Origin of the sequence: Leptolyngbya sp. O-77 (assembly GCF_001548395.1) — a bacterium.
GTDB lineage: Bacteria > Cyanobacteriota > Cyanobacteriia > Elainellales > Elainellaceae > Thermoleptolyngbya.
The window spans coordinates 1,152,033-1,176,837 of the sequence record NZ_AP017367.1 but is presented as its reverse complement, the minus strand read 5'-3'; the positions used below and the strand labels follow the sequence as shown (position 1 = coordinate 1,176,837).

Annotated in this window: 18 protein-coding genes and 1 tRNA gene; 11 read left to right on the top strand and 8 right to left on the bottom strand. The window is 56.8% G+C overall.

The window, feature by feature from the left end:
- Nucleotides 1-4 precede the first annotated feature (4 nt).
- The 3 genes from O77CONTIG1_RS05020 to O77CONTIG1_RS05010 all read left to right on the top strand — a co-directional run bounded on the left by O77CONTIG1_RS05020 (nt 5) and on the right by O77CONTIG1_RS05010 (nt 5,726).
- Nucleotides 5-1,057 (top strand): peptidylprolyl isomerase, encoded by a 1,053-nt coding sequence (locus O77CONTIG1_RS05020; protein WP_084782210.1) that lies wholly within the window; start codon nt 5-7, stop codon nt 1,055-1,057.
- Nucleotides 1,054-4,041: a type I secretion system permease/ATPase gene (locus O77CONTIG1_RS05015; RefSeq protein WP_068508576.1), complete on the top strand. Its 2,988-nt coding sequence runs from the start codon at nt 1,054-1,056 to the stop codon at nt 4,039-4,041. The genes O77CONTIG1_RS05020 and O77CONTIG1_RS05015 overlap by 4 nt, the downstream gene beginning before the upstream one ends.
- 104 nt (nt 4,042-4,145) lie before the next feature.
- Nucleotides 4,146-5,726 carry an HlyD family efflux transporter periplasmic adaptor subunit gene (locus O77CONTIG1_RS05010; protein ID WP_084782208.1) on the top strand — a complete coding sequence of 527 codons (1,581 nt, stop codon included), beginning with the start codon at nt 4,146-4,148 and terminating at the stop codon, nt 5,724-5,726.
- Here the strand turns inward: O77CONTIG1_RS05010 and O77CONTIG1_RS05005 are convergent.
- From O77CONTIG1_RS05005 to O77CONTIG1_RS04995, 3 genes are all read right to left on the bottom strand, one after another.
- Nucleotides 5,723-6,628, bottom strand: coding sequence for an Npun_R2821/Npun_R2822 family protein (locus tag O77CONTIG1_RS05005; protein WP_068508574.1), 906 nt, complete (start codon nt 6,626-6,628; stop codon nt 5,723-5,725). The two genes, O77CONTIG1_RS05010 and O77CONTIG1_RS05005, sit on opposite strands and share 4 nt — an antisense overlap.
- Nucleotides 6,629-6,701: 73 nt before the next feature.
- Complete coding sequence (locus O77CONTIG1_RS05000; RefSeq protein WP_197673326.1) at nt 6,702-7,727, bottom strand: Npun_R2821/Npun_R2822 family protein; 1,026 nt, start codon at nt 7,725-7,727, stop codon at nt 6,702-6,704.
- A 116-nt stretch (nt 7,728-7,843) separates the two neighbouring features.
- Nucleotides 7,844-8,842 (bottom strand): glycosyltransferase family 10 domain-containing protein, encoded by a 999-nt coding sequence (locus O77CONTIG1_RS04995; RefSeq protein WP_068508572.1) that lies wholly within the window; start codon nt 8,840-8,842, stop codon nt 7,844-7,846.
- A 397-nt stretch (nt 8,843-9,239) separates the two neighbouring features.
- On the opposite strand from O77CONTIG1_RS04995, the gene O77CONTIG1_RS04990 reads away from it, so the two are divergent.
- From O77CONTIG1_RS04990 to O77CONTIG1_RS04970, 5 genes are all read left to right on the top strand, one after another.
- Entirely contained in the window at nt 9,240-9,470 is a 231-nt protein-coding gene (locus O77CONTIG1_RS04990; RefSeq protein WP_068508571.1) for a hypothetical protein, read from the top strand.
- Complete coding sequence (locus O77CONTIG1_RS04985; RefSeq protein ID WP_084782205.1) at nt 9,443-10,012, top strand: DUF1643 domain-containing protein; 570 nt, start codon at nt 9,443-9,445, stop codon at nt 10,010-10,012. Before O77CONTIG1_RS04990 ends, O77CONTIG1_RS04985 begins: the two co-directional genes overlap by 28 nt.
- A 256-nt stretch (nt 10,013-10,268) precedes the next feature.
- Nucleotides 10,269-11,309 (top strand): adenylate/guanylate cyclase domain-containing protein, encoded by a 1,041-nt coding sequence (locus O77CONTIG1_RS04980; RefSeq protein WP_068508570.1) that lies wholly within the window; start codon nt 10,269-10,271, stop codon nt 11,307-11,309.
- A 127-nt stretch (nt 11,310-11,436) separates the two neighbouring features.
- Entirely contained in the window at nt 11,437-13,110 is a 1,674-nt protein-coding gene (locus O77CONTIG1_RS04975; protein WP_317134210.1) for a SpoIIE family protein phosphatase, read from the top strand.
- A gap of 3 nt (nt 13,111-13,113) precedes the next feature.
- Nucleotides 13,114-13,548 (top strand): ATP-binding protein, encoded by a 435-nt coding sequence (locus tag O77CONTIG1_RS04970; protein ID WP_068508568.1) that lies wholly within the window; start codon nt 13,114-13,116, stop codon nt 13,546-13,548.
- 207 nt (nt 13,549-13,755) lie between these two features.
- Here the strand turns inward: O77CONTIG1_RS04970 and O77CONTIG1_RS04965 are convergent, their stop codons facing one another.
- A complete protein-coding gene (locus O77CONTIG1_RS04965; RefSeq protein WP_068508567.1) occupies nt 13,756-14,691 on the bottom strand; it encodes a ferritin-like domain-containing protein in 936 nt (311 codons plus the stop codon).
- A gap of 340 nt (nt 14,692-15,031) precedes the next feature.
- Between O77CONTIG1_RS04965 and cax the strand changes: the two genes are divergently transcribed.
- Nucleotides 15,032-16,147, top strand: coding sequence for a calcium/proton exchanger (gene cax / locus O77CONTIG1_RS04960; protein ID WP_068508566.1), 1,116 nt, complete (start codon nt 15,032-15,034; stop codon nt 16,145-16,147).
- Here the strand turns inward: cax and O77CONTIG1_RS04955 are convergent.
- On the bottom strand, nt 16,144-16,821 hold the full coding sequence (locus O77CONTIG1_RS04955) for an ABC transporter permease (RefSeq protein ID WP_068508565.1): 678 nt from the start codon (nt 16,819-16,821) through the stop codon (nt 16,144-16,146). The two genes, cax and O77CONTIG1_RS04955, sit on opposite strands and share 4 nt — an antisense overlap.
- A gap of 608 nt (nt 16,822-17,429) precedes the next feature.
- Between O77CONTIG1_RS04955 and O77CONTIG1_RS04950 the strand changes: the two genes are divergently transcribed.
- Entirely contained in the window at nt 17,430-19,112 is a 1,683-nt protein-coding gene (locus tag O77CONTIG1_RS04950) for an alpha-amylase (protein ID WP_084782202.1), read from the top strand.
- Between the two features lie 864 nt (nt 19,113-19,976).
- Here the strand turns inward: O77CONTIG1_RS04950 and O77CONTIG1_RS04945 are convergent.
- From O77CONTIG1_RS04945 to O77CONTIG1_RS04935, 3 genes are all read right to left on the bottom strand, one after another.
- Nucleotides 19,977-20,049, bottom strand: a tRNA-Ala gene (locus O77CONTIG1_RS04945).
- Between the two features lie 141 nt (nt 20,050-20,190).
- Nucleotides 20,191-21,543 (bottom strand): pentapeptide repeat-containing protein, encoded by a 1,353-nt coding sequence (locus tag O77CONTIG1_RS04940; protein WP_068508564.1) that lies wholly within the window; start codon nt 21,541-21,543, stop codon nt 20,191-20,193.
- A 125-nt stretch (nt 21,544-21,668) separates the two neighbouring features.
- Entirely contained in the window at nt 21,669-21,866 is a 198-nt protein-coding gene (locus O77CONTIG1_RS04935; protein WP_068508563.1) for a hypothetical protein, read from the bottom strand.
- Nucleotides 21,867-22,319: 453 nt separating this feature from the next.
- Here O77CONTIG1_RS04935 and O77CONTIG1_RS04930 point away from each other — a divergent pair, with 453 nt between their 5' ends.
- Complete coding sequence (locus O77CONTIG1_RS04930) at nt 22,320-24,707, top strand: CapA family protein (RefSeq protein WP_084782200.1); 2,388 nt, start codon at nt 22,320-22,322, stop codon at nt 24,705-24,707.
- The last annotated feature ends 98 nt before the right edge of the window (nt 24,708-24,805 follow it).

Genomic DNA, 24,805 nt, shown 5'->3' with positions numbered 1-24,805 from the left:
TTGCATGGGACACGTATTGCAGATTGGAAATCGGTCGATCACCTCGGAAGAATTGCCGTCGCTGCTGGCGGGCTATCAAATGCTGCCGCAGTTGGTGCAGGAAGTGTTGATTGATGAGGCGATCGCCCCTATCACCTGCGCCGAAGAAGAACTCATCGGGGCCCGCGACCAGTTCTACGCCCAGCACCAGATCGTAGACGAAGCCACCCGTCAGCAATGGCTAAACCGACACGGCATGACCCTGGCTCAGCTCGATGCCCTGGCCACGCGATCGCTCCGCATCGAAAAATTCAAAGAAGCCACCTGGGGAGCCAAGCTCGAATCCTACTTCCTGGAGCGCAAGAGCAAGCTAGATAAAGTCATCTACTCGCTCATTCGCACCCAGGACATGGGCATCGCTCAAGAAATCTACTTCCGCGTTATGGAAGGCGAACAGAGCTTCGCCGAACTCGCCCGCATCTATTCTCAGGGCCCCGAAGCCCAAACCGACGGGCTGATCGGCCCAGTGGAGCTAAGTGTGCCCCATCCCCAACTGGCGCATATGCTCTCCATTAGCCAGCCGGGGCAACTCTGGCCGCCCCACCGCATTGGCGAGTGGATTGTGATCATTCGTCTGGAAAAATTCATCCCTGCCCAGATGGACGAGCAAATGCGCCGCCGCCTGCTCAATGAGTCATTTAACCAGTGGCTCCAGCAGCAGTTGGATAAAGTGTCGCTGAGTCCTCTGCCGGATGCGCTACCGACAGTGCCGCTTGCTGCCGGATCTCTGCCCACCGCCGAACCCAGCGAGCCTTCTGCGGCAGACGTATCTTCCCAGCCGCCAGTCTCCTCATCAACTGCCCCATCCACAGTGCCGCCCGCTAAGCCCGGAGCGCCTGAGCCGTCGTCTGGTGCAGCAGATGGGCAGGGCAATGGTGGTCATTCTCCTGCTGCCCAGCCCAAGCTGGTGCCAACCTCCATCTTACTGAGTGCGCCCGAACCGAAAACTGTAAAACCGACTACGCTATCTTCTTCCCCGCCTGCCGCCCCCACCGTTGCCCCCAGTGTTGAATCATGACGTTTACCCAAAACCTTCCCAAAGAGACGGTTCAAAAATTTCTGGCAACGGTCTTTCCGTTTACCCAGCTTTCCAACACAGCCCTGGTTCGCCTGCTCGAACAGGTTCAGCCCTTCCGCTACAAGATGGGGCAGACAATTTTGGTGCGCGAAAAAATGCCCGCTCAGGTGACGATTTTGTATCAAGGGCAGGCGCGATCGCTCGGCTATGACCCCCCGCACCGACAAGCCCCCACCACGCTGGGGCTACTGCAACCGGGCGCAGTTTTGGGGGCCGTCAGCCTGATGCGCCGTGTGGCCTGCGAAACGGCGATCGCCTCCGAGGAATCCATCTGCCTGACGCTGCCAGCCCGCGTCTTCCTAGATCTGCTGGAAAAAGAGCCAGCCGTCGCCAGCGCCCTGTCTGCTCAGGCTGCGCCGATTGAGGTGTTTGATCTGCTGGGGGAAGAACTGTCGCGTCAGGCCGATGGCACGCTAGATCTGAAGGAGTTGACCCACGCAGGGCTATCTCAGGCAGAGGTGCGCCGCATTCCGCCGGGAACCTTTGCCACGCACTCGCTCCAGCGCGATCGCCTGTGGCTGGTCAGCAGCGGCGAAATCACGGGCTATCCTGTCGGCAGTCGGCTCAATTTGGGGCTACTCGACGAAATCGAGGTGGCGGGCGAGAAACCCGCGCGGCTGGTCAGCTTTCCGCTATCCCTGTTCCGCCGTTCTGCCCCAGAAGACCCGCAAAACACCAGTCAGGCAGACGCAGCGCTTGGAGCGCTCGATATTCCCTACGCGCCGGAGCGCCCAGAAGAACTGGAACCCGTCATCATCGACGGCAAGGGCAAAGCCAAGGAATACCCCATCGTGCGCGGGCGGGGGCAGCTCGAGGCGACGATGGCCTGCTTCCAGATGCTCTGTCAGCATTTGAACCTGCCGTTCCGACGAGACGTAGTGCGCCGCATTTTGGTGAACCAGATGGAGCGCACGGGCGGGCTGCCGCTGGATCTGTGTGGGGCGATCGCCGAATTTATGGGCCTCAGCGCCCAGTTGGTCACGGTGCCCGCCCCATCGGTCGGTCGGCTAGAGGCTCCGGCAATGGTGCGTTGGCAAGATCGCCCGGTGCTGCTCTACAGCGTCAGCGAGCGCGAAATGGTAATCGCCGATCCGGAACTGGGGCTGCTGCGCCGCAAGCCGTCAGAATTTGCCGCCACCTGGGGCGAACAGGGCGACGTGCTGCTGCTGCGGGCTACCAAGCAAACGCCGCAAAAACGCTTTAATCTGAGCTGGTTTTTGCCCTCGGTGACGAAATATCGCGGCGTTCTGATGCTGGTGTTTCTCGCCTCTTTCTTTGTGCAGCTTTTTGCCCTGGCAAACCCGCTGATGATCCAGGTGATCATCGACAAGGTGATCGTGCAAAACAGCCCCGACACGCTGCAAGTGCTGGGCATTTTGCTGCTGCTGCTGGCATTTTTTGAGGCGCTGCTGGGGGCGCTGCGAACCTATCTGTTCGTAGACACCACCAACCGCATCGACATGACGCTGGGGTCGCAAATTATCGACCACCTGCTGCGGCTGCCGCTGCGGTATTTCGAGAAGCGTCCTGTGGGCGAACTCTCAACCCGCATTGGCGAACTGGAAAATATCCGCTCCTTTATGACGGGCACAGCGCTGACCGTCGTGCTGGATGCCTTCTTCTCCGTCGTCTACATCGTCGTCATGCTGTTTTACAGCCCGCTGCTGACGCTGGTGGCGCTGGCGACGATTCCTTTCTTCATTGCGCTGGCGATCGTCTTCTCGCCGATCATCCGCAACCAATTGCGGGTCAAGGCAGAGCGCAACGCCGAAACTCAGTCCTATCTGGTGGAAGTGCTGGGCGGCATCCAGACGGTGAAAGCGCAAAACATGGAACTGCGATCGCGCTGGCAGTGGCAACAGCGCTACGCCCGCTATGTCAGCGCCGGATTCAACACGGTGCAAACCTCCACCTTCGCGGGCTCCTTGAGCAACTTCTTGAACCAGCTTTCGGGTTTGCTCGTCCTCTGGGTAGGCGCGTATCTGGTGCTAAAGCAAGAGCTGAGCCTAGGGCAACTGATCGCCTTCCGCATCATCGCGGGCTATGTCACCAGTCCCCTGCTGCGTCTGGCCCAGCTCTGGCAAAACTTCCAGGAAGTGGGCCTGTCCATCGAGCGCCTCAGCGACATTGTAGACTCTGCCCCTGAGGCCGACGAACTCGATCGCCTAAACATTCCCATGCCGCCCATCCAGGGTGAGGTCGCCTACGAAAACGTGTCCTTCCGCTTTGGCACAACGGGGCCGCTCCAGCTTAGCAACATCAACCTGGAATTTGCCCCCGGCTCCTTCGTTGGTATTGTGGGACAGAGCGGTTCTGGCAAGAGTACCCTGATGAAATTGCTGCCTCGCCTCTATGATCTGGAGTCAGGCCGCATCCTGATCGACGGCTACGACATTACCAAGGTAGAACTCTATTCGCTGCGACAACAAATCGGCATTGTGCCCCAAGACACGCTGCTGTTTGATGGCACGGTGCAGGAAAACATCGCGCTGAATGCCCCCGATGCCTCTGCTGAGGAAATTATCGAAGCGGCCAAAGTTGCTGCTGCCCATGAGTTCATCATGGGTCTGCCGAATGGCTATAACACCCGCGTTGGGGAACGGGGTGCGTCGCTCTCTGGGGGACAGCGCCAGCGGATTGCGATCGCCCGCACGGTCATGCAGAATCCGCGCCTGCTGATTATGGACGAAGCCACCAGCGCCCTCGACTACGACTCCGAGCGTCGCGTCTGTATGAACTTGGCGGAGCATTTTCGTGGCCGCACCGTCTTCTTCATTACCCACCGCCTCAGCACGATCCGCCATGCCGATCTCATCCTGATGATGGATCAAGGCTCTGTCGTCGAGCAGGGCACCCACGAAGACCTCATGGCGATGCGCGGCCGCTACTATTGTCTCTATCAGCAGCAAGAAGCGCAGTTGTAGGGATCAGGGGTTAGGGGTTAGGTCGCATAACTCAGCCATCCCGTCACCCCAACCCCCCAACACCCCGTCACTCCTCATCTCCTCCTCCCTCTCTCCCCCTTCCCATGACCCAAACCTCCCCCAGACACAACGGAAACGGAGCTGCCAACGGTTCTGCAAAGACTCAGCTCCAGCCAGAAGAAACGGAACTGGTGCTGGTTTCCCCGGATGAGGAAACGGGCAATCAGTTGCCGTCGCAAAAGCAGGTGCGGGCCCAAGCGTTTGACCAGCCTGTAATTTTGCAGCAAACGTCGCTGTGGTCAAAGCTAGTGGTGGGCGGTATCATCGGCGTGACCTCGGCGGTGCTGCTGTGGGCGGCAGTGGCACGAATTGAGGAAGCCGTGCCTGCGACGGGCAAACTGGAACCGGGCGATCGCGTCCAAGAGATTCAGGCACCCGTGGGCGGCGTAGTCGAGGAAATTTTGGTAGAAGAGGGCGAACGGGTTCAAAAAGGACAGGTTCTCATCCGCTTTGACCCAACGGCGGCGGCGGCTCAGCGTCGCTCACTGGAGCAGGTGCGGGATTCCTACTTAGCCGAGAATCAGTTCTATCGCAGCGCCCTCAGCGGCATTTCGCTAGAACCCACCAGCCAACCCCAGAGCATTCCTCCCGAAATGCGGGCGCTGCTGACCAACCGGGCCGCCCTCGCATCGGAAACGGCGCTATACCGGGCGCAGGTCTACGGCGGAGATGGCAGCTTCTCCGACGAAGAGCGGATTCGCCTGTCGGCAAACCAGCTTGAGGCGCAGTCGCGTGCGGCCGCTGCTCAACTTGAGGTGGCTCAACTCCAGCAGCAGTTAATCCAAACCCAGGAGCAACTTTCCACCGCCCGCCAAACGCTGGCGATTGACGAAGGCATTTTGCGTGATATCGAGCCGCTCGCAGAACAGGGCGCACTGTCGCGGATTCAAATGCTGCGGCAGCGGCAGCAAATGATGGATCGCAGGGCTGAGGTGAATCGGCTGATGCTGGAGCAGCAGCGATTGAGTTTAGCAGTGGATCAGGCTCGTCAGCGCCTTTCCAACACCGTTGCCACCACTAGCACCGACCTGTTGGCCAGAGTTGCCGACAACGAAAAGCGGATTGCGGATATTGACAGCCAGATTAACCGGGCGATCGTAGACAACGAGCGTCGCATTGCCGAAATCAACAGCCAGCTTAGCCAAACCGAACTCACGCTGAAATATCAGGAACTCCGCGCCCCGATTGATGGCGTGGTGTTTGACCTGAAGGCAAAGGGCATTGGTTTTGTAGCAAACACGAGCGAGCCGATTCTGAAAGTCGTGCCTACAGACAACCTCCTGGCTGAGGTTTACATCACCAACAAAGACATTGGCTTTGTCAGCGAAGGGCTACCTGTAGACGTGCGAATCGACTCCTTCCCTTTTAGCGAATTTGGCGATATTAAGGGAGAAGTCGTGAATATTGGCGAAGACGCGCTGCCTCCGGATCAGATTTATCCCTTCTATCGGTTTCCGGCCAAGATTCGGCTGGATAGCCAGGTTTTGAAGGTGAACGGTAGAGAAATCCCACTCCAGTCGGGGATGGCGGTGACGGCTAACATCATCACGCGCGATCGCACGGTATTGAGCATCTTCACCGACCTGTTCTCGCGCCGCATCGAGAGCATCAAGACCGTCCGTTAAGATCGCCACGGCGGGCTGAATCGCAATTTGGGCGATCTGGGCGATCGCAGTTTTGGCTCATTCAAGTTTCGGTAGTGCTGCCACAGTGCCCAGTAAGGACACCCCGGCCGCAGCCGAAAGCCTGCCCAGTGCAGGTATTGCAGCGGCTGATTCAGGTTGGGGTCGAACAGTCGCCAATCCCGCTGGCGAAACTTGCTGCCGGCCCAGCTTCCCGGTGCGCCGCCGGGCCGATGCACCAGGTTAAACCGGCGGGGAATTTGCTTTAGCACCAGATAGTTAATGACGGGCTGGTCGGATGTTTTTTGGCTAAAGTCAAAATATTCGGGATGGGCAGCGCATTCTGCAAAAACATCTTGCAGATCCGACGCAGAAATTAGACCCGCTTTGCTACCCCAAAAGCCACAGTTAAAGATTTCTGCCAGGACGCTTTCGTTAAATCCTGGAGCCTCCAGAATTGCTGAGGTAAACACATTTTGAATGCCGCCGCGATGCTGATAGTCGCAGCAGATAAAGTCGTAAGTCTGCAAATACTCTAAAACCGCAATAATGCGTTCAAACACCACAATATCGGTGTCGATATAGAGAAATCGACCGGGTTTTCCAAACCATGCCGCCTGCTTGCGAAACTGCTGTGGCCGAGCAAAAAAGTCGCTGCCAAAGGTTTCCTCCACCGTCGCATCTAGCCACTCCAAAATGGTCAAATCGGGAAACAGCGTCACCCCGAAGCGATCGCCCAAGACCGCCGCCGCCTCTTTATATTTATCGTTGTAGGGAATCAGCACGATGGGCGTTTCGGTGTCATACAGCCGAATGCTGTTGAGCAGGGCGATCGCCTGCTCCAATACAGAATCATTTCCCAATATATAAATTCGGTTTTGATTCCGCTCGTCTTCGTTTTCCAAGCGTTTCACCGCTCCTTGAGAAAAGACCCAAAATCAAAAATTGCCAATTCAAAATTCGCAGGTACAAAACCCGTCAATAGACCAGTCGAAGACTTTTCAGCACTCGCCGCACTGCGTTGATCGGAGTGATTTTTTGCAATAAAGCTGTTTTTTTGCGAAGAATCGGACGATTTTTGGGTTCATGCAAATAGCGATAGTGCAAGAACGTATCGCGGTAGGGAAAATCAATCTCTACGCCCTTGCAAAGCCGATCGAATAGCTTAGAAGATAGCCCAATGTAATGCAAATAGGTCAGCGGCATACCGCGATCGCATACGGTTCCAGTCTGCTCGACAAAATGACTGGACGTAACGGAATTTCCCGTCGCCCGCTCTGGCGGCAGATGCAGCGCCAAATTGTGAATTGAAAACGACTCTTTCTTGCGCTGCGCCAGCCGCATGACCGCATAGTTCAAAACTGATTGATTGGGCGCATTGGGATAGAGAATTTCGGCTTCGCCTGTCGCCAGATTTTGCAAAAGCCAGTCGCGCTGCTCCGCATTCAGCAAGCCCCGTCGAGATGCGAAACATCCGGAGCAAAAAATTGAGCGATGGATCTCTGGCTGGCTAAAAATCTGCGCCAGTTTTGCAGAATTCACATCAAAAATGTGCGACGGATCTTTGTGTTGAAAATCATACGTGACCAGCTCATGCTGAGTCAGCGCATCGAAGAAAATCTGAGGCGAATTGAGCAGCAGCGTATCAGCATCTAGATATAGAAATCGATCGAACGGCGCACGTTCATCAAACGCCGCATAGCGACGATTACAGCTCAGTCGATAAATATCCGCAATGCCCCGTTTGCGCCAGGTGGCGATCGCCGTCGGGTGGGCCCGCCACACCTGCCGCGAAAACGCCTCCCAGGGAGCAAACAGCGCCGGATCATCCAGCAACATCACCTGCGGACGATGGGCGATCGCCGCCCGCACGCTTGCCAGACGGTCGTCATAGGCAATTACCGCCACGGGCATCTCGCGCCCCGCGTGAACCTCAATGCTGTTCAGCAGCGCCACCAGTTGGTTGCACACTACATCATTCGCCAGCGTATAAATGCCGTCCACAATATGCCGCTTGCCCTCTGTTTTTTATTAAGTGAAATAAGGCCGACACGTTGATACCTACAAAGAATCGCCATCAAAGAATCGCCATGAAAGACCCATCCCTAACCCCCAACCCCTTACCCCTTACCCCTAACTGCCAGCCAGTTTAGCAAGTTCAGCTCATGCAGGATGATTTGCCGCGCCTCGGCGATCGCCTCTTTGGCGACATACCAGGCTTCCGGCGTGGCAGTGATGTCGCGAATGTAGGCGATCCCGCGCTCATCCAGGCTGGGCAGCCGCAAAAAACTGCCGGGGGGCAGCAGCCGATCCGCCGCGCTGCCGCCGTAGTAAATCGGCAAACTCCAGCCCAGCAGGGCATCCCACAGCTTTTCGCTGACGTACCATTCGTTGTCGGCAAAGTTTTCGATCGCCAGGTTGTAGGTATAAGGGGCGATCGCGTGCCACTTGTTGGCCACCGGGCCGAGCGTCCGCGTTGCGCCGCGATTGACCTGCGCCCAGTCTGGCAAGCCCCGTCCATACAAGTCAAACGGCACGTCGCTGGCTTGCAGCCGCTGCAAAAACTCAAGCCGCTGGCGATGGTTTGCGGTGCGGTCGATGCCCGACGTGATCCAGCTACAGGGGCGGAGCTTTTCAGGCGGCGGCGCGGCTTGCAAGTAGTCAAACGGCTGCGAAACGTACCAGATCGCGGGCATTGGCTCCGAAATGGGTGCAAACTCGTCTGGCCCCGACACCACACCACACCACTGCTGCGCCAGCCGATAGGTGTCGATGCGTGCCTGCCGCTTTTCGGCAAAGGGCGGCTCTCGCATAGAAAACAGGATCTTTTCGGGTGGGAGCGATCGCACTTTTTTGCGAAACGCCTGCACCTGCGCCTCGTAGGTCGGCGGCTGAGGCTGCCACGGCCAGCGACGGCGGCGGGAGGGCTTGGGCGATCGCTCACGCGGAAACTCGTGAAAGTTATACAACAGCAGCGCGTCGGGCTGGGGGCAATTCGCTAAAATCTGAATCCCCTTCCACTGGCCAAACGGGTGCGGACTCTGCCGCCACAGCCAGTCCCACGGCGGCGGGCTGAGGTCGTCATAGCTGCTGATCATGCCAATGGTCACGATGCCCATAGAAATCAGCCCGTTTGGAGTTTTAGAAGAACTGTCGCATGGCAGCACGGCGTGTCAGATTGTAAGGCTTAAATCTGTACGGCTTAAATTTGTATGGCTTACACGGCGTGGTTGAGCGTGCCGTCCGCTCCAGAGCGCCGTAAAATCCACCTCACAAATAGGTGTCGCTTATAGCACATATAAGAGTTAAGTATGTTTTCAATTCAAGACCACCCCATTTCAGGGAGGATAGAGTGGAATCGAAGAACTCCATAGGGATTCCCCACCGTCAGGTCAATACACGAGGTGGAACGCTCCTCGTAGAAAGTCTTCTCTAGAGAATCCCTTCTAACGGATTCCCTGACCACTTTTCATATTGATGTTTCCCTTTTTGCTATCGAGTGTTTGACTTTGGATCATGTCGCAGCAAACTGAAAATTTTGTCTCTCGCGATCTCCAGTCCACCCTAAACCAGATCGCCTCCAGTGCCAAAGACCGCAAGGATGAAATCGTAGACCTGCTCAGTGGCGAACAGCCCAAAAAGAGCCGCCAGATTGATGCGGTGTTTGACCGCTGCATCTGGTGGGAAGGCTGCTACTATTGCCAGGACGAGCAGGGGCAATGGCAGCGGGTGAAGTGTTTTATGTAGACGCGCTTCCAGACGCGCTTCAGCTAGAAGGTCTTCCGGTAGAGGGCGATCGCCCGCTCCAATTCACTCAGCCATCGGGTGCGGCGTTCGACCCGACGGGACAATATCGCTATTCGCTGTGGCGCGTGTGGGAATTTGCCGCGCCCCGCGTGGCGTTTGTCATGCTCAATCCCAGCACCGCCGATGCCGAGCGCAACGACCCCACGATTCGCCGCTGCATGGGTCTGGCAAAAGCCTGGGGCTTTGGCGGGCTGGAAGTGGTCAACCTGTTTGCCTATCGGGCCACGCGACCGCAGGCGCTGAAACAGGCCGCCGATCCGGTCGGTCGTGAGGGCGATCGCGCTTTGGTAGCTGCTGCTAGCCGAGCCAACCAGATTCTCCTCGCCTGGGGAAACTGGGGCAGTCTATACGAGCGCGATCGCGCCGCCCTGGCCCTGCTGTCGGGCTACCCGCTCCATTGCCTGGGCCTGACTCAACAACAGCAGCCCCGCCACCCGCTCTATGTCCACAAAGGAGCGATTCCTATCAGCTTTGTCATTTAAGCGCTATCGCTCCACAGGCCTACACAGGCCTCCATAGGTCGATCCAGTGCGCTGTTATAGCAATGGACGAGAGAGTTAGGACGAGCAGAGATTCTGTAAACCCTGATCAGGCTGGCTTTCAGACCTGACCCCTAACCCCTGACCCCTGACCCCTGCTATACAAACTGCGTGGATTCTGCTGAATTGCTGTGGTAGCTCCTGTAGAAAAGGGAAAGGTAGGTTCAGTCACCTCATTTTTCCTGAAGCGTCTACGCCCATGCCGCTGCTCTACTATCTTCCCGACGAGCGCTACATCGAGATCGAGGAAACCGACACGATTCTCACGTCCTCGCTCTATGCAGGGATTCCCCACACCCATGTTTGTGGCGGCAGCGCCCGCTGCTCGACGTGCCGCGTCTGGGTTTTGGAAGGGCTGGAATACTGCTCGCCGCGCAACGACGCAGAAGAAAACCTGGCAAAGCGGCTGTGCTTTGACCCCAAGATGCGCCTTGCCTGCCAGACCCAGATTCTGGGCGAAGGCCAGGTCACGGTGCGGCGGCTGGTGGTCGATGCCGAAGACGTGTCGCTGGTGGAACAGCAGCTCGCTGGGCAGCGCCGCGCCATTGGCGAAGAACAAATGCTGGCGGTGTTGTTTGCTGATTTGCGGGGCTTTACCGCGTTTTCAGAAGCGCTGCCCGCCTACGACGTGATTTACGTGTTGAATCGCTATTTCAGCCGCATGGGGCAAATCATCGAGCGCTATGGCGGCATTATCAACAACTACATGGGCGATGGGCTGATGGCGCTGTTTGGCTGGAACAACCGCGATCGCCCCGCAGAAAGAGCCGTCCGCGCCGCCATAGAAATGCAGTCCGCGATGGAAGCCTTCAATATCTACCTGGAAACGCTGTATCAGCGTCAGCTAAAAATTGGCATTGGCATCCACTACGGCTCGGTGGTGGTGGGCGCGGTCGGCGCTTCGCCCAAGAGCCAGCAAATGACCGCCATTGGCGATACGGTGAATCTGGCCAGTCGGATTGAAGCTGCCAACAAAGCCGTGGGCACCAGCCTCTTAGTCTCCGAGGCTGTCTATCAACAGGTGCAGCCGCTGATCAGCCTCGGCCGCCAGTGCGAAGTCTCGCTCCCTGGCAAGAGCGGCGAGTATCGACTGTACGAAGTGATCGACATTGCACCCGATGCAACCGGGGCGATCGCCCTCCTTGCCCAATCCTGCAAACCCCAAAAGCCCTCCCGCTTCCGACGTGTATGGGCCTGGCTGCGTCAGCTAGGTAGACGGATGATCGGCGTGGGAGAATAAGATGAAGAGACTGTAATGAGCCAGCCACTCCTCTGATAGCGATCGCCTTCCTCTGGGTACTTTGGGTGTAAGAGCGTGAACCCTGGAGAATGGCGATTTGGCGATCGCATACGACCTAAAACAACCCGTGCAAAACAAATCCCCGGTAGAGCGAAACAAGTTGCGGCTGATGGTGGTAGACGACGAAGCCGACAACCTGGATCTGCTACACCGCACGTTTCGGCGCGACTTTCAGGTGTTTCGAGCAGACAGCGCCCTGGATGCGCTCAATCTGCTGGAGCAGGTGGGCGAAATGGGCATCATTATTTCCGACCAGCGGATGCCCAAGATGAACGGCACCGAGTTTCTCAGCCATGTCGCCCGCCAGTTTCCCGATACGATTCGGATTCTACTAACGGGCTACACTGATGTCGAAGATTTGGTAAACGCGATTAACGCGGGCAAGGTCTTCAAATACATCACCAAGCCCTGGAACCCAGAAGACCTGATGACCGTGGTGCAGCAGGCCGCCGATACCTATCGCGTAGTCAAACAACGCACCAACGAGCTGCATCGCGCCCTGCGGCGGGAGTCCATTTTCAATAAAGTTTCCACGGCAACCCGCGAATCGCTGGATTACCAGAGCATGATGCAGCGGATCGCAGAGGTGCTGGGGCAAACCTTTGGGGCAACCTGCGTGCTGCATCCAGTGGAGCGAGATTCAGACGGCGTGCTAACGGGCGACGGCAACGCCTATCGCCTGCTGCCCGACCTATTCAGCTTCAGCTCTAACTCCAGCGAGGAGATTAGTCCATTGCTCCTGCCCAATGATGCGCTGCTGGCCGCTTTGCAGAGCCGTCGGGTGCAGCTTTCGGAATCAGACAAGCAAGAGACCCGGCTGGCGCTGCCGCTGATCTATCAGCAGGAATTGTTGGCGATCGCCAGCCTCCACCGCCAGGGACAGGCGATCGCCTGGTCAGAAGAAGACCTTGACCTAATTCAGGAAGTCGCAGAACGGGTCGCCCTGGCCATTTCCCAGGCCAAGCTGTATCAGCGCATCCAGCGACAAACCGAGCAAATGCAGGCAGAACTGGCCGTTGCTCGTCAAATCCAGACCAACCTGCTGCGCCAGAGCTTGCCCGAACTAGACAGCGCCAAAATTCAGGCCTGCTGCCACCCAGCGCGGGAGGTCGGCGGCGACTTTTTCGAGGTTTACGAGCATCCCCAGGGCGACCTCTGGCTGGGAGTCGGGGATGTGTCGGGCAAGGGCGTTCCGGCGGCGCTGTTTATGGCCAGCGCCATTTCGGTGCTGCGGCGCGAAATTTATCAGGAAAATCCACCCGATCCGGCCCAGGTGATGCAAAACCTCAACAGCAGCCTGATGGATGACCTAGTGAGCAACAACTGCTTCATCACGATGGCGCTGGCCCGCTACAGCCCCGCCACCCAAGAATTGGTGTATGCCAATGCAGGGCACATCTACCCGATGGTTTGGTCGGTTGACAAGCCATCTGCCGAACCGATTTATCTAAAAGAGCGGGGGGTGCCGTTGGGCATCTTGCCCGTGTGGAGGGCGATCGCCGGCCGACTGAGGCTGCAACCGGGCGATCTGTTGCTGCTCATCAGTGACGGTATCACCGAAGCCACCCTGGCCCATCCCCACGCTGCTGGCAACAGCCCAATGCTTGGCCAGCAGGGTCTTTGGGAGTTGCTTAAACGGCAGCCTCAACCGCTCGACCTGTCTAAACTGCTTTCCTGCATACAGTCACAAAGCCATGCCCAGGAAGATGATCAAACCATACTCTCGCTGGAGGTTCTGTAGCCCATGAAGACCGAGTTACATATTCCCAGCGACCTGAAGTTTCTGCAAGTCGTCGAAAACTGGCTGCTCAATTCGCTGGAGCTAGAACTGGGCGATCTGGTGGACTGGAGCCATCAGTCTAATCGGCTGCGGCTGGTGCTGGTGGAGGCCTACTCCAACGTGGTGCGCCACGCCCACCGCGACCAGCCCAACCTGCCCGTACTAATCCGCCTGGAGCTAATCGACCGGGATATCCATCTGGAAATCTGGGATCACGGCCAAGGCTACGACCTTTCGACCTATCTGCCGCCCGCTCCAGACGACATGCAGGATGGCGGCTATGGCTGGCTAATCCTGAATCGCCTGATGGACAAGGTAGAATACCGCCTCCAGGTAAGTGGGCGCAATTGCCTAAAACTGCAAGCGACCCTGCCAGAAAAAGCTGGGGTGGAAGGGTAGATGGTCGGGGATCAGGGGCGATCGCCCCGCCTGAAAACAACTAAACGACGAAGCGCTGGACACCCTTTCTCAGGGATTCACCCAAGCGCTTGCCCAGAGAGGGCAGTCCAAACGCTTCGTCCGCCTCGCCCAAATTATGCCGGTTCACTGTACTAGTCACTATGCTTGGACTTCCGCACTTACGGTAGTCCTGTGTGCCTAACGGCGCTAATTGGCAGCAGCGTTGGCAGCACTAGCCTTGTTAGGCTGCGGCTTCTTGCCATTGACATCCCGCGTCAGCCCGCTCAAGAACAGCGGCACAAACCGCTCCACAAATGCCTGCGGGTCGCGGTTCCAGACGCGCTGGATCGCGTCGATGCGGGTGCGCTGGAGGTCGGGCGACAGCAGACTCTGGGGCAGGCGCTCCATCAGATATTGCGGGCGCTGCCACGCGGGCAGGGTGTTGGCGATATCCAGCAAATGCCCTACACGACGCAGCTCAGCCCCGGCAGTAATGTCCATGCCCGACTCAAACGCAGCCTCCTCAATCGCGGCGTGCTTGCGCTTGGCGTGTTCGACCTTAGCGCGATACTCCGGGCTTTTGTCAGCCATTTTGGCCAGCCAGCGGTTGCCCCAGCGGACGTGGGCAGCTTCTTCGGGCAAAATGCGCTCTAGGGTTTCGCGGATCTTGACGTTCTCCTCGGTCTGCGGTGCGTGTTTGAGCGCGTGGATATGACCCGAAAAGTATTCACAGCCGCGCTTTTCAGTCACGTTAATGGCTGCCAGTGATGAAATCACAAAGTCGTCCAGACTCTCAGGACTAGGCGACTCCTGATCGAGCAATCGCTCAAACTCTTCGATATAGGACATGCCGGGAGGCGTGCCTACGCTGCTGCCCAAGTCTACCAGCAAATCCGTCAGCCACATGGCGTGGCGAGCTTCGTCCGACACATGCCGCGATAGGTCTTTGACCAGTTCAGCAGGCTTCCCATTCAGTTGTTCGATCAGGGTGGTCAGGTCTTTGCAACTCCGCTGCTCGCTATAGCGATAGCGATTAAGCGTAATCAGGTGAATGTCGCGATCTCGGATCACTTGTTTCATCACATCACGGGCGCTGAGGCTGCCCAGGGAGCTTTGCAGTTTGCGGGGGTAAACAACTGTCATAGCGAAGGGTGAGAGATTGTTGACTTTTGTAAAAACTAGTCTTGATCCTAACCCAGGTTCCCAAAATGCGGAAAACCCCTATGATTCTGGGAGAACGAGTTCAGTCATGGTTTAATCACAGTTTGATCGCCCTGAGTGCGGCTTAGGCCTGGTGCTATGTCACAGCTAAAACTTAGGTTGGTAGTCAGCGCTTTAGCGCTGAAGCGCTGACTACGAGCCAAGGCATCACCCTGAAAACTAAACCATGACCCTGCACTAGTGCTGAGTGCTACTTGATTAAGTCGGGCGATCGCCCCTTCATCCCCTGTCATCCTTTTCAAACCCCGTCCAGGACGCTTGCATGAGTACTAAAAATTTAATCTTTTCAGTTTTGCTCATTTTCGTGCCAATCTCGCTGCTCTCGCATTACGTGTTTCATTGGGGAGAACTGGTGCAATTTGCGCTGGCGTGTCTGGCCATTTTGCCGCTGGCAGCCTGGATGGGCACGGCAACTGAAGAACTAGCCGTCGTCGTCGGCCCCACGCTCGGCGGCTTGCTGAATGCGACGTTTGGCAATGCGGCAGAGCTAATCATTGCGATCGCCGCTCTGCGTTCTGGACTACTAGAAGTCGTCAAAGCCAGTCTCACGGGTTCAATTATTGGCAACCTGCTGCTGGTGATGGGGTTATCGATGCTGCTGGGTGGACTGCGATACAAAGAGCAAAGCTTTCAGCCAGTCGTCGCCCGCGTCAACGCTTCTGCTATGAACCTAGCAGTGATTGCGCTGTTGCTGCCGACCGCCGTCAATGCCACCTCAGCCGGGCTAGACGAACCACTGATGCAAAAGCTGTCGGTTGCCGTCGCCATTGTGCTGATTTTGGTATATGTGCTAACGCTGCTATTTTCGATGAAAACCCACAGCTATTTGCACGATGTCGGTGTGGCAGAACTAGAGAACGATGAATCCTCTGCATCGGATGAACACAGCGACCACAAGCCCAACCCGGTGCTGTGGACGGCGGTGCTGCTGGGCGCAACCACCTTTATCGCGCTGGAGTCGGAAATTTTGGTGGGGTCGCTGGAGGTGGCAACCAGCAAACTGGGACTCACGGAATTGTTTACAGGCGTGATTTTGCTGCCGATTATTGGCAACGCCGCCGAGAACGTGGCAGCGGTCGTCGTGGCCATCAAAAACAAGATGGATTTGTCCGTTTCCGTGTCGCTGGGGGCCAGTATGCAGGTCGCCCTATTTGTTGCGCCAATCCTGGTGCTGGCGGGGCTGATTTTGCATCAGCCGATGGATTTGAACTTCAACCCCTTTGAGGTCGTCGCGGTAGCAGTAGCAGTGCTGATTGCCAACTCCATTAGCTCCGATGGCAAGTCCAATTGGCTGGAAGGTGTGCTGCTGCTGGCAACCTACGCGATTCTTGGCATCGCCTTTTTCTATCATCCTGTGATCGAAGCGGCTGTGAGCTAAGGGGTCAGGTTCCGAACCCTAAACCCTGCTTTGAGCCGCCCCATGCTGCGCTGGAGGCGGCGAGTCGGGCTGGTGACCCATTCCAGCGAGAGCAGTAGGGCGTTGATGGCAAAGGCCAGCAGAGAGACGGCGATCGCCCCTGCCCAAATCTTGTCGTAGCGGCTCTGAGCAATGCCGTCGAACAAGAGCGTCCCCAGTCCGCCCGCGCCAAACTTTGCGCCGATAGTAGCAATGGCGATCGCCACGATGGCCGCCAGCCGCAGCCCCGCCAGAAAAATTGGCAAAATCAGCGGCACCTGCACCCGCCACCAGCGCTGCCACGGACTCATGCCCATGCCCCGCGCTGCCTCTAGCACCGACGGCTTAATCCCCGCCAGCCCCACCACCAGGTTCCGTACTAAAATCACCTGCGTATATAGCACCATCGCCACGACTACCGATCGCGCATTTAGCCCAAACACAGGAACGAGAAAAATAATCAGCGCCAGACTCGGAATCGTATACAAAATGCCTAGCCCGCCCAGCACGGGCACCGACAGCCAGCGATAGCGCGTCACCAGGAGCGCCACAGGCAGGGCAACCAGAAGGGCGATCGCCAGCGCTGCCAGCGTCATCTGCAAGTGCTCCAGCGTCAGGTTCCAGATCAGGCTTGGGTTCCGCAGCAGATAGAGCATCAGAGATTAGGAAAGAAATAGAGATGAGCCGATGATATGGCAGATACAGCAAAAGGCAAGAGGAACCAGAACTTATGACTGGAACTCATAAAGTGTTGGCAGTCATGATTGGCAATCCTGAAATGACAGTCATGATTGGCGGATTGGCAGTCATGAAATAATAGAACACCAGTTCTCCATCTCTTCTCTTGCCGTTCCAACACGCCCGCACCGTGCCAACCATCACAACCCCCAGGCTCTAGCTCACGATAGAATCCTTTAACCCTGTTATCTGAACTCCTGTTACAGAACTTTCTGGCTTGCGGGATGAGGTATGTGCTGCCCTGACAAGGCGAGGGCTTCTGGATCATTGGCGTACCTCACTAGCTTCAAAAAACGCTGTATCTGAACTGCCCCTTTCAGAGGATGTTTGAAAAGGTATCGCCTGTAATGTTAAGCACTCAGAGATCCCCCCAGCCCCCCTAAAAAAGTGGGGAAACCGCCTTAAAGTCCCCCTTTTTAAGGGGGATTTAGGGGGATCTTGCACGCTTTGCTACAAACAGTAGGACTTTTCAAACATCCTCTCACAGAGGTTTATATTTCGCAGAGGTTTTATATAGGGATGCGCTATGAGTAACAACACATTTCAGCAGCTTCGCGAACGGTTCAAGTCTCTTGGGACGCAGCTTAGTAAGGAGATTCTCGAAGAAGCGAAGCGCTCTGTTATCGACTGGCTAAACCAAAACGCTGCTGAACTTTCTCACAACAACCCCAGCACCGAATACAACGGGGTCTTCATGCAATATTTCCACTGGTATTTGCCGCCTGATGGCACCCTCTGGAAAACGCTGCAACAAGACGCAGGGGCGATCGCCAAAGCAGGCTTCACAGCCCTCTGGCTACCCCCAGCCTACAAAGCAAACGGCGGCATCTACGACGTGGGCTATGGCGTATACGACCTGTTTGACCTGGGTGAGTTTGACCAGAAAGGCACCGTCCGCACCAAATACGGCACAAAAGACGAATACCTGACCGCCGTCAAAGCAGCCAAAGAGGCCGGACTACAAATCTACGCCGATGTCGTGTTTAACCACAAAATGGGCGGCGATGCAGAAGAAGAAGTAGAAGCCGTGCCTGTAGATTCCGACAACCGCCTGGCGGCCGTCGGCGGTGTTGAAAAAATCAAAGTTTGGACACAGTTCGACTTTCCCGGTCGGGGCGACAAATACTCCAGCATGAAGTGGCGCTGGTGGCACTTTGACTCGGTGGATCACAATATGTATCAGCCAGGGCGCTATCAGATCTATCGCTTTAAGGACAAAAATTTCCAAGACAAAGTAGAGCTAGCCCACGGCAACTACGACTATCTCATGGGTTGCGACCTGGACATGACCCATCCAGAAGTGCGCGGCGAACTCAAGTATTGGGGTGAGTGGACGCTGGACACCATAGGCGTAGACGGCTTCCGCCTAGACGCAATCAAACATATCCACGGCGACTTTTTCAACGACTGGCTGGATCATCTCGAAGCCTACGCCAAACGCAGCCTCTTTGCCGTGGGTGAATATTGGACCAAAGACTTGGGCACACTGCACTGGTATCTCGCCAATACCGAAGGTCGGCTGTCGCTGTTTGACGTGCCGCTGCACTACAACTTCTATGAAGCGAGCAAGGCAGGCGGCTATTATGACATGCGGAAAATCTTGGACAACACCCTAATGCAGCAGGTGCCGCTGCTGGCTGCTACCTTTGTAGACAATCACGATACGCAGCCACTCCAGGCGCTAGAATCTCCTGTTGAAAACTGGTTCAAGCCGCTGGCCTACGCGCTGATCTTGCTGCGGGCAGAGGGCTATCCCTGCGTGTTTTATGCTGATTACTACGGTGCCCATTACAAAGACAAAGGGCGCGATGGCAGCGAGTATGAAATCTGGATGGATTGCCACAAGGACATCCTGGATAAGCTGCTGTTTGCCCGCAAGCACTTTGCCTACGGCGAGCAGTATACCTACTTTGACCATGAAGACGTAATCGGCTGGACTCGTCTAGGCAATGAAGCGCATCCCCGCGCCTTGGCCGTAATCATGAGCGATGGCCCAAGTGGCAGCAAATGGATGGAAGTGGGCAAGCCCAATGCCGTGTTTTACGACATTACTGAACATGTGAAAGAGCCAGTGCAGACAAATGCGGATGGCTGGGGCGAGTTTCGCTGCAACGGTGGGTCGGTGTCGGTGTGGGTGCAGGCAGATTCGCTGGTGGATAAGGTATCGACTCTGCTGGCGAACTTGGGATTGATCTCGTCAGGGAGCTAAGGGGCGATCGCTGCGAATGTAGCCTTTGCGAATCCAGCCTTGATGAAGGTAGCCTCGACTCGGGTTACTTAGGGACGCAGCGATCGCCACCGAGCAGATATAAAAATAGCAAATATCAAAACATGTAAAAGGGGACTAGACATTTGCGACTAGCCCCCTTTTTCTGGATTCAACTTAACTTGAACACTGAACCAAATTGAACGGTTCCAATTGAACTTGAACTCGATTTGAACCTAATCTCGATCAATCAAATTGATCGGATCAAAACTGAATGAACTCTCCTAGCTGAACAGCATCAGCCACTAGTTGAAAACTATACGAAGTAGTTGTCAGTGAAGCTCAGTTCGATTTACTAAGGGTTGACCAGAAGCCATCACAAAGCTCTTGCCTATTAGCCTTTCATCCAACCTCTATAGAAGGTGTTGAAGCTATGGAGTGACATTGACTTGCTGCTGACCTTCGGACTGTAGATAGCGGTCTAGCAACTTGAAATGTACGACTCGCTCTGACCATAGGATGTAAAGACTAATCGCATCGAGTGTGATGCCGGAGATTAAGCCGGAGGCACAACGCTCATCTCCAAAAGACTTGGTTTTTCTGGGTTCTTAACCAGATTTGTGCCTGCATTTAAACTAACACTAACCTATTTAGATTTGGAAGCCCTTTTACCAAAGTTGAAATCGGTTTACATTGCTCAATATCTTGGTGACAAAGCGCAAGGGAAGGCAGCACGAACCAGGCAACCCCAAGGCAGGGGGCGATCGCCCGCTAAACCCCTCTAACTCCTACAAAAAAGCTCCCAATTAGCCGATGAAGGCCCTGGAAAAGGTTTTGGAAAACAGCCCTGGAAGTGTGTTTTGGAAATGGAGAGTAGGGAACTCGAATCCCTGGCCTCTGCGGTGCGATCGCAGCGCTCTACCAACTGAGCTAACTCCCCCGATGGGCATCATTCGTATTGACGCCTTGCTATTTTAGCAGGGAAGCAGGGAGGTGAAGATCTCCTCAAAAAATCTGGAGCCTCAAAAAATCTGCCGCTTGAACGCGGAGGGCGATCGCCCCGGTTTCAGTCTCCCTGCTGCTAGCGGGACGCATCCAGCAGATTGGGAATCCCTTCGCAGCCGCCGGGAATCGTAGCACGGGTTTTTTCGCCGCCCCAGGCGCAGCAATACCACCGCAATTCCTCAGACATGCGGGTGGCGTTGGTGAAATCGGCATCTTCGATCACTGCACCCGTGTAGGCTCCTGTGGCGTAGTCGGGTGGGTGCGTGCGGCTGCGGGGGGTGGCAGTTTTGGCGGAACCGTAGAAGAAGCGGGCGCTTTGCAAGTCTGCTCCTGCCAAACTCGCTTCGCAGAGAATGGTTCGGGAAAAGTTTGCCTTCACTAGGTCACAATCGCTGAGGTTGGCGCGGATTAGATTTGCGTCGCTGAGATCGGTCCAGCGCAGGTCAGTGCCCGCCAGGTTCGCACCCGCCAGCATCACCCCCAAATCAATCACGCGCACGCCAAAGGTGCGGTCTTCTTCGTAGCCGCCCACCCCGTCCAGGATGGCGCGTCCCAGTAGGCGATCGCGCTTTAACGGGGTCAACAGGCGCGATCGCGACAGAAACCGAATCACCTTGGCTTTGCCACCCGCATCGACGCTGCTGAGAATCGCGGCGGTGCGTCCAGCGGCGATCGCCCGTTCTTGGGGCCAATCTTCTAGCAACCCCTCGGAGTCCAGCACCAGTTCAGAAATGCCCTGAAAGTAAGAATCGATGGTCTGCTGCTGGGTAATCAGGTTTTGCTGAATCGTCAGGTCTTTGGAAATCACATATTGCCGCCAGGCCACATAGACCGCAATCACGGCGATTAAGATCTGCCCGATTGCCCCAAAGACCTCGCCCAGCGCACCCACGGCATCCCAATCCAGCTGTGCCGCCCAGGCACTCATCCAGGTTCCCAGAGGGCTAAACCGCACCAGCCCAACCAGCCCAACACTCAGCCCCACTAGGGCGATCGCCAACACCTGCTGTCGAGCCGACAGCACTTCTCGAAAGGCCGCATAGAGATCTTCCCAAACCACCTGCACCGATAGCAGCAGCGCCACTAGCGACCCAACAATGCCCAGCCAGCCCAGATTAAACGCCAGTCCCACCAGCGTTACGGCGATTGCCACGCCCAGCGCCAGCAGCATGGGCTTTTGCTGGCCGGCGGGCAGCGCTTCTAACTCTTCAGCCCGCATGGGGGCGTATTGATTGCCCCGATCAACCGTGATTAGCCCGCGATTTCTAGGACTAGCCAGCCGTGTGACCGTGCGGGGGAGCTTTGCCACCTCGTCTTCGTCGCTGCTGGCAGCAGAAGAGAGGGAAACCGTCAAGTCGGCAGCGGCATCGGAAGATAGAGGATGCTCTGGCGGGCGCGGTGGTGAATTGGGGTCGGGCATGATGGACATTGGGGCGATCGCAGCTAAAACCTACCGCAGATTCTAGACGCAAACACCAGGGCACGGCGTATCGCTCGCGCTAAAACTGCCCTGGAATCAGCGCCAAGAGTCTGCCAAAACTGGATGGGCGATCGCTACAGCCCCGGTGGCGCAACGGATTCCGGCGCTTCCCGCTGCACTCGTCCCTGCTGCACAGCGCTATGGAGCAGTTGCAGCGCTTTCAGGTCTACCTCGCTCTGCAACTGGGTGTTAAGGATCTGGCGAATCAAACCTTCGGATTCGACGCTGAGGCAGCCCGTCTGGAGCGCCGAGCGAACGAGCCGATCAATCATAGAACCACGGTTAGACATAACGAGTTTTCTGTGGCTGAATTGGGGGACTTGGGCAGGAACTCTGAGCGCAACCTGAGGTGAAATTTGACAATGGCTTGAGCGCAACGACCCAAGCGACCCATCTGAAAGACCTATCTAAGCAATGGGTCTAAGCGCAACTGTACTGGTGCATGATGGGTGCGTTTCACCAAAGTCTTTAGAAACTGAAAAACCTAGTCTAAGTATCTAATTGTTAGGGACTTCCGTATTTCCTGGCTTGACGGCGATCGCTCCTAACCCGTGATGCTAAACGCAGACTATGGGTGATATTGATCACAGACAAAATTCGTTAAGTTTCCGCTTCTTTCGATACACTGTGGGTACTCTTGTTCGATGAGACAAGCGATCTGCTAAACCGGGCTTCGGTCGGCGCGGCGGGCGGTTATTTGGTTGAACCTTCAAAGATGTTTTGAAATGGCTATGGACTTGGATACCTTCTCTCAACCGTCTGTATTGCAACTGGCGCGGGCCGGAGATTTTCGGGCGATCGCCTACTGGTTGAACACCTACCTTGTGCCGCAAAATATCTATGCCCGTGTCGCGCTGGATCGGCCCGGCTGGCTGCTGGTGATGGTGGAGTTTTTCCGAGAGCCAGAGCGCGATCGCCTCAATCGCTTCATTTGCAGCCGCCTCGTCCGGCTCAATTCTCATTTGATTGAGGGGGTGCGCGTGCTGGGGCGCGTCATGGGGTCTGCCGATATCCGCTGGGATCAGTCCTTTCGGCTATCCGCCGCGCCTGCGCCAAATCCTGTACCTCCTCTGGTAAGTACGCCGCGCCGCAGGACTCAGCGACAACCGATGGGGCGATCGCCACGCCGCACGGCTTCTTTACGCGGCCGAACCGTTGCCCCAGTGCAGCCCGCCCCTGAGCAGGTGGCAGAACGTCTGGTGGCACGGCCCATTCGCCCGCGTCGTCCGGCAACCACTCCCCCAAACGCGCTGGTGGTTCATTCCAGTCGTGCAGTCCGCCCACGCCACCGCAAGACTGCTCAGCGTCGGCCGCTCCGTCCCGTCGCAGTAACGCTGCCACGGGTGGCGTTGCCCGCTGTTCATCTTCCAACCGTTCATCTTCCAACCGTTCATCTTCCAACCGTTCACCTTCCAACCGTTCACCTTCCGCCCATTTCCGTAGAACTGCCCCGCATGGACTGGCCGACCGTGACGCTGACCCTGCCTGATTGGCAGGCGTGGGGCATGTCCACCGTGCAAACCTTCGATGCGGCAATGGATGCCACGGTGCAGGCGTTTAATATCACAGTCGATCGGCTGTTGGACACGGCAGAGCGGGTCAGTCCGTCTCAGGTTGGCCGCATGGCAACCACAGCGGCAGCAGTGTTTTTGGTGGGCTGCGGTGTTGAGCTAATGCGACGACTCGATCCGGTGGCCCTGCTGACGGGAACGCCTACGGTAACCACGCCAACGGGTCGGATTCCGGTGCTGCGGCCCGCGTCTGACCTCTCTACCGTGCCCGACCCCACCACCGTAACGCTGGCCTTTAGCAGCGAGTCGCCTTTCCGCGTGCCCTCTCTGCATGGCCCCGTGCCAGACGCGGCTCCTACGCCCTATCCCTATCCCGATGTGCTGCTGACGCGGCTCGACCCGCCCGTATTGGAAGATATCGCGGCAGAACCGTCGCCCTTGCCCAATGCAGGGCTGACGATGGTAAGTGTGGCAGCAGGAAATCACGTCGCAGGAACTGGGTCGGCAGATACGCCTGCTGCTCAGATCAGGCAGGCGATTCAAACCCTAGAGCAGCAGGGGCTACGTCCGGTCGGGGCGGGGCGCAACCGCCGCGAAGCCCGCCAGCCCGAAATTGTGGAGGTGCGGGGCAAGCGCATTGCCTACCTGGGGTATAGCGATTCAGACTTGCAGGCGGCAAGTTTCTGGCGGGCGGGCACCAATCCGGCGCTAGAGGAGCAAATCGCTGAGGATATCGACGCGATTCGCAGCCAGGTCGATTGGGTAGTGGTGAACTATCGCTGGGGCGAGGCGTTGGCCAGCTTTCCGAGCGATCGCCAGATGCGGCTCTGCCGCTTTGCGATTGACCACGGTGCCGATCTCGTTGTGGGCTATCATCCCACCGTGCTGCAAGGGGCAGAGATCTACAAGGGACGGGCGATCGCCTATTCTCTGGGCGACTTTATCTTTCAACCAGAAAATCCCGACAAATCTACCAGCACCGAGCCAGCCGACTATGACACCGCCATGCTGAAGGTGTCGCTGCGCGAAGAACAGATGCGGCTGGAGTTTTTGCCCGTGCAGGTGAAGCAGAATAAGGCGGCGATCGCCCCCGCCGATAAAGGCCAAGACATTCTGCGCTACCTGGAGCAAGCCTCGGCCCTGTTTGACCAGCCGCTCAAGACACCGATTATTCTGGATCGTCAGGCTCCCCTCCCGGCAGATCCTGCCGCTTCGCCCTCTGACGCACCCGCCAAGTCCTTTACCGACACGCCCGCCGATCCGGGTCATGCGCCCGGCGACAGCTTTATCGACTATTCCACCGAGGAACCCCTCTCGCCCAGAATCTTGCCCAGCGGAGCCGAGGCGTCTCCAACCCACAAAGCTCCCGAACCTGCGAAGGCAATTTCCAACCCCGCTGTTCAGCCAAACGTGGCTCCGCCCATGACTCCGGCACCTGCTGCTGAAGGGGCGATCGCCCCAGTTGAAGCGCCTGTTCCTGCGGCGGATGCCAACCTGAGCGAACCCGCCTCAGAGGCAGAGCCAGCCGCGATTGGGGATGATCCAGATGACGCGCCTGCGGATTCAGCGGACTTAGTGGAGGAACCCTGGGTTGAATACTAAAACAAATACTAAAGGGGAATCTCCGTAGAGGATGATCGAGGGAGAGCATCATCAAGAGCAATAGCGAGCGATCGCCCGTTAGACAGCCTGCCAATCGC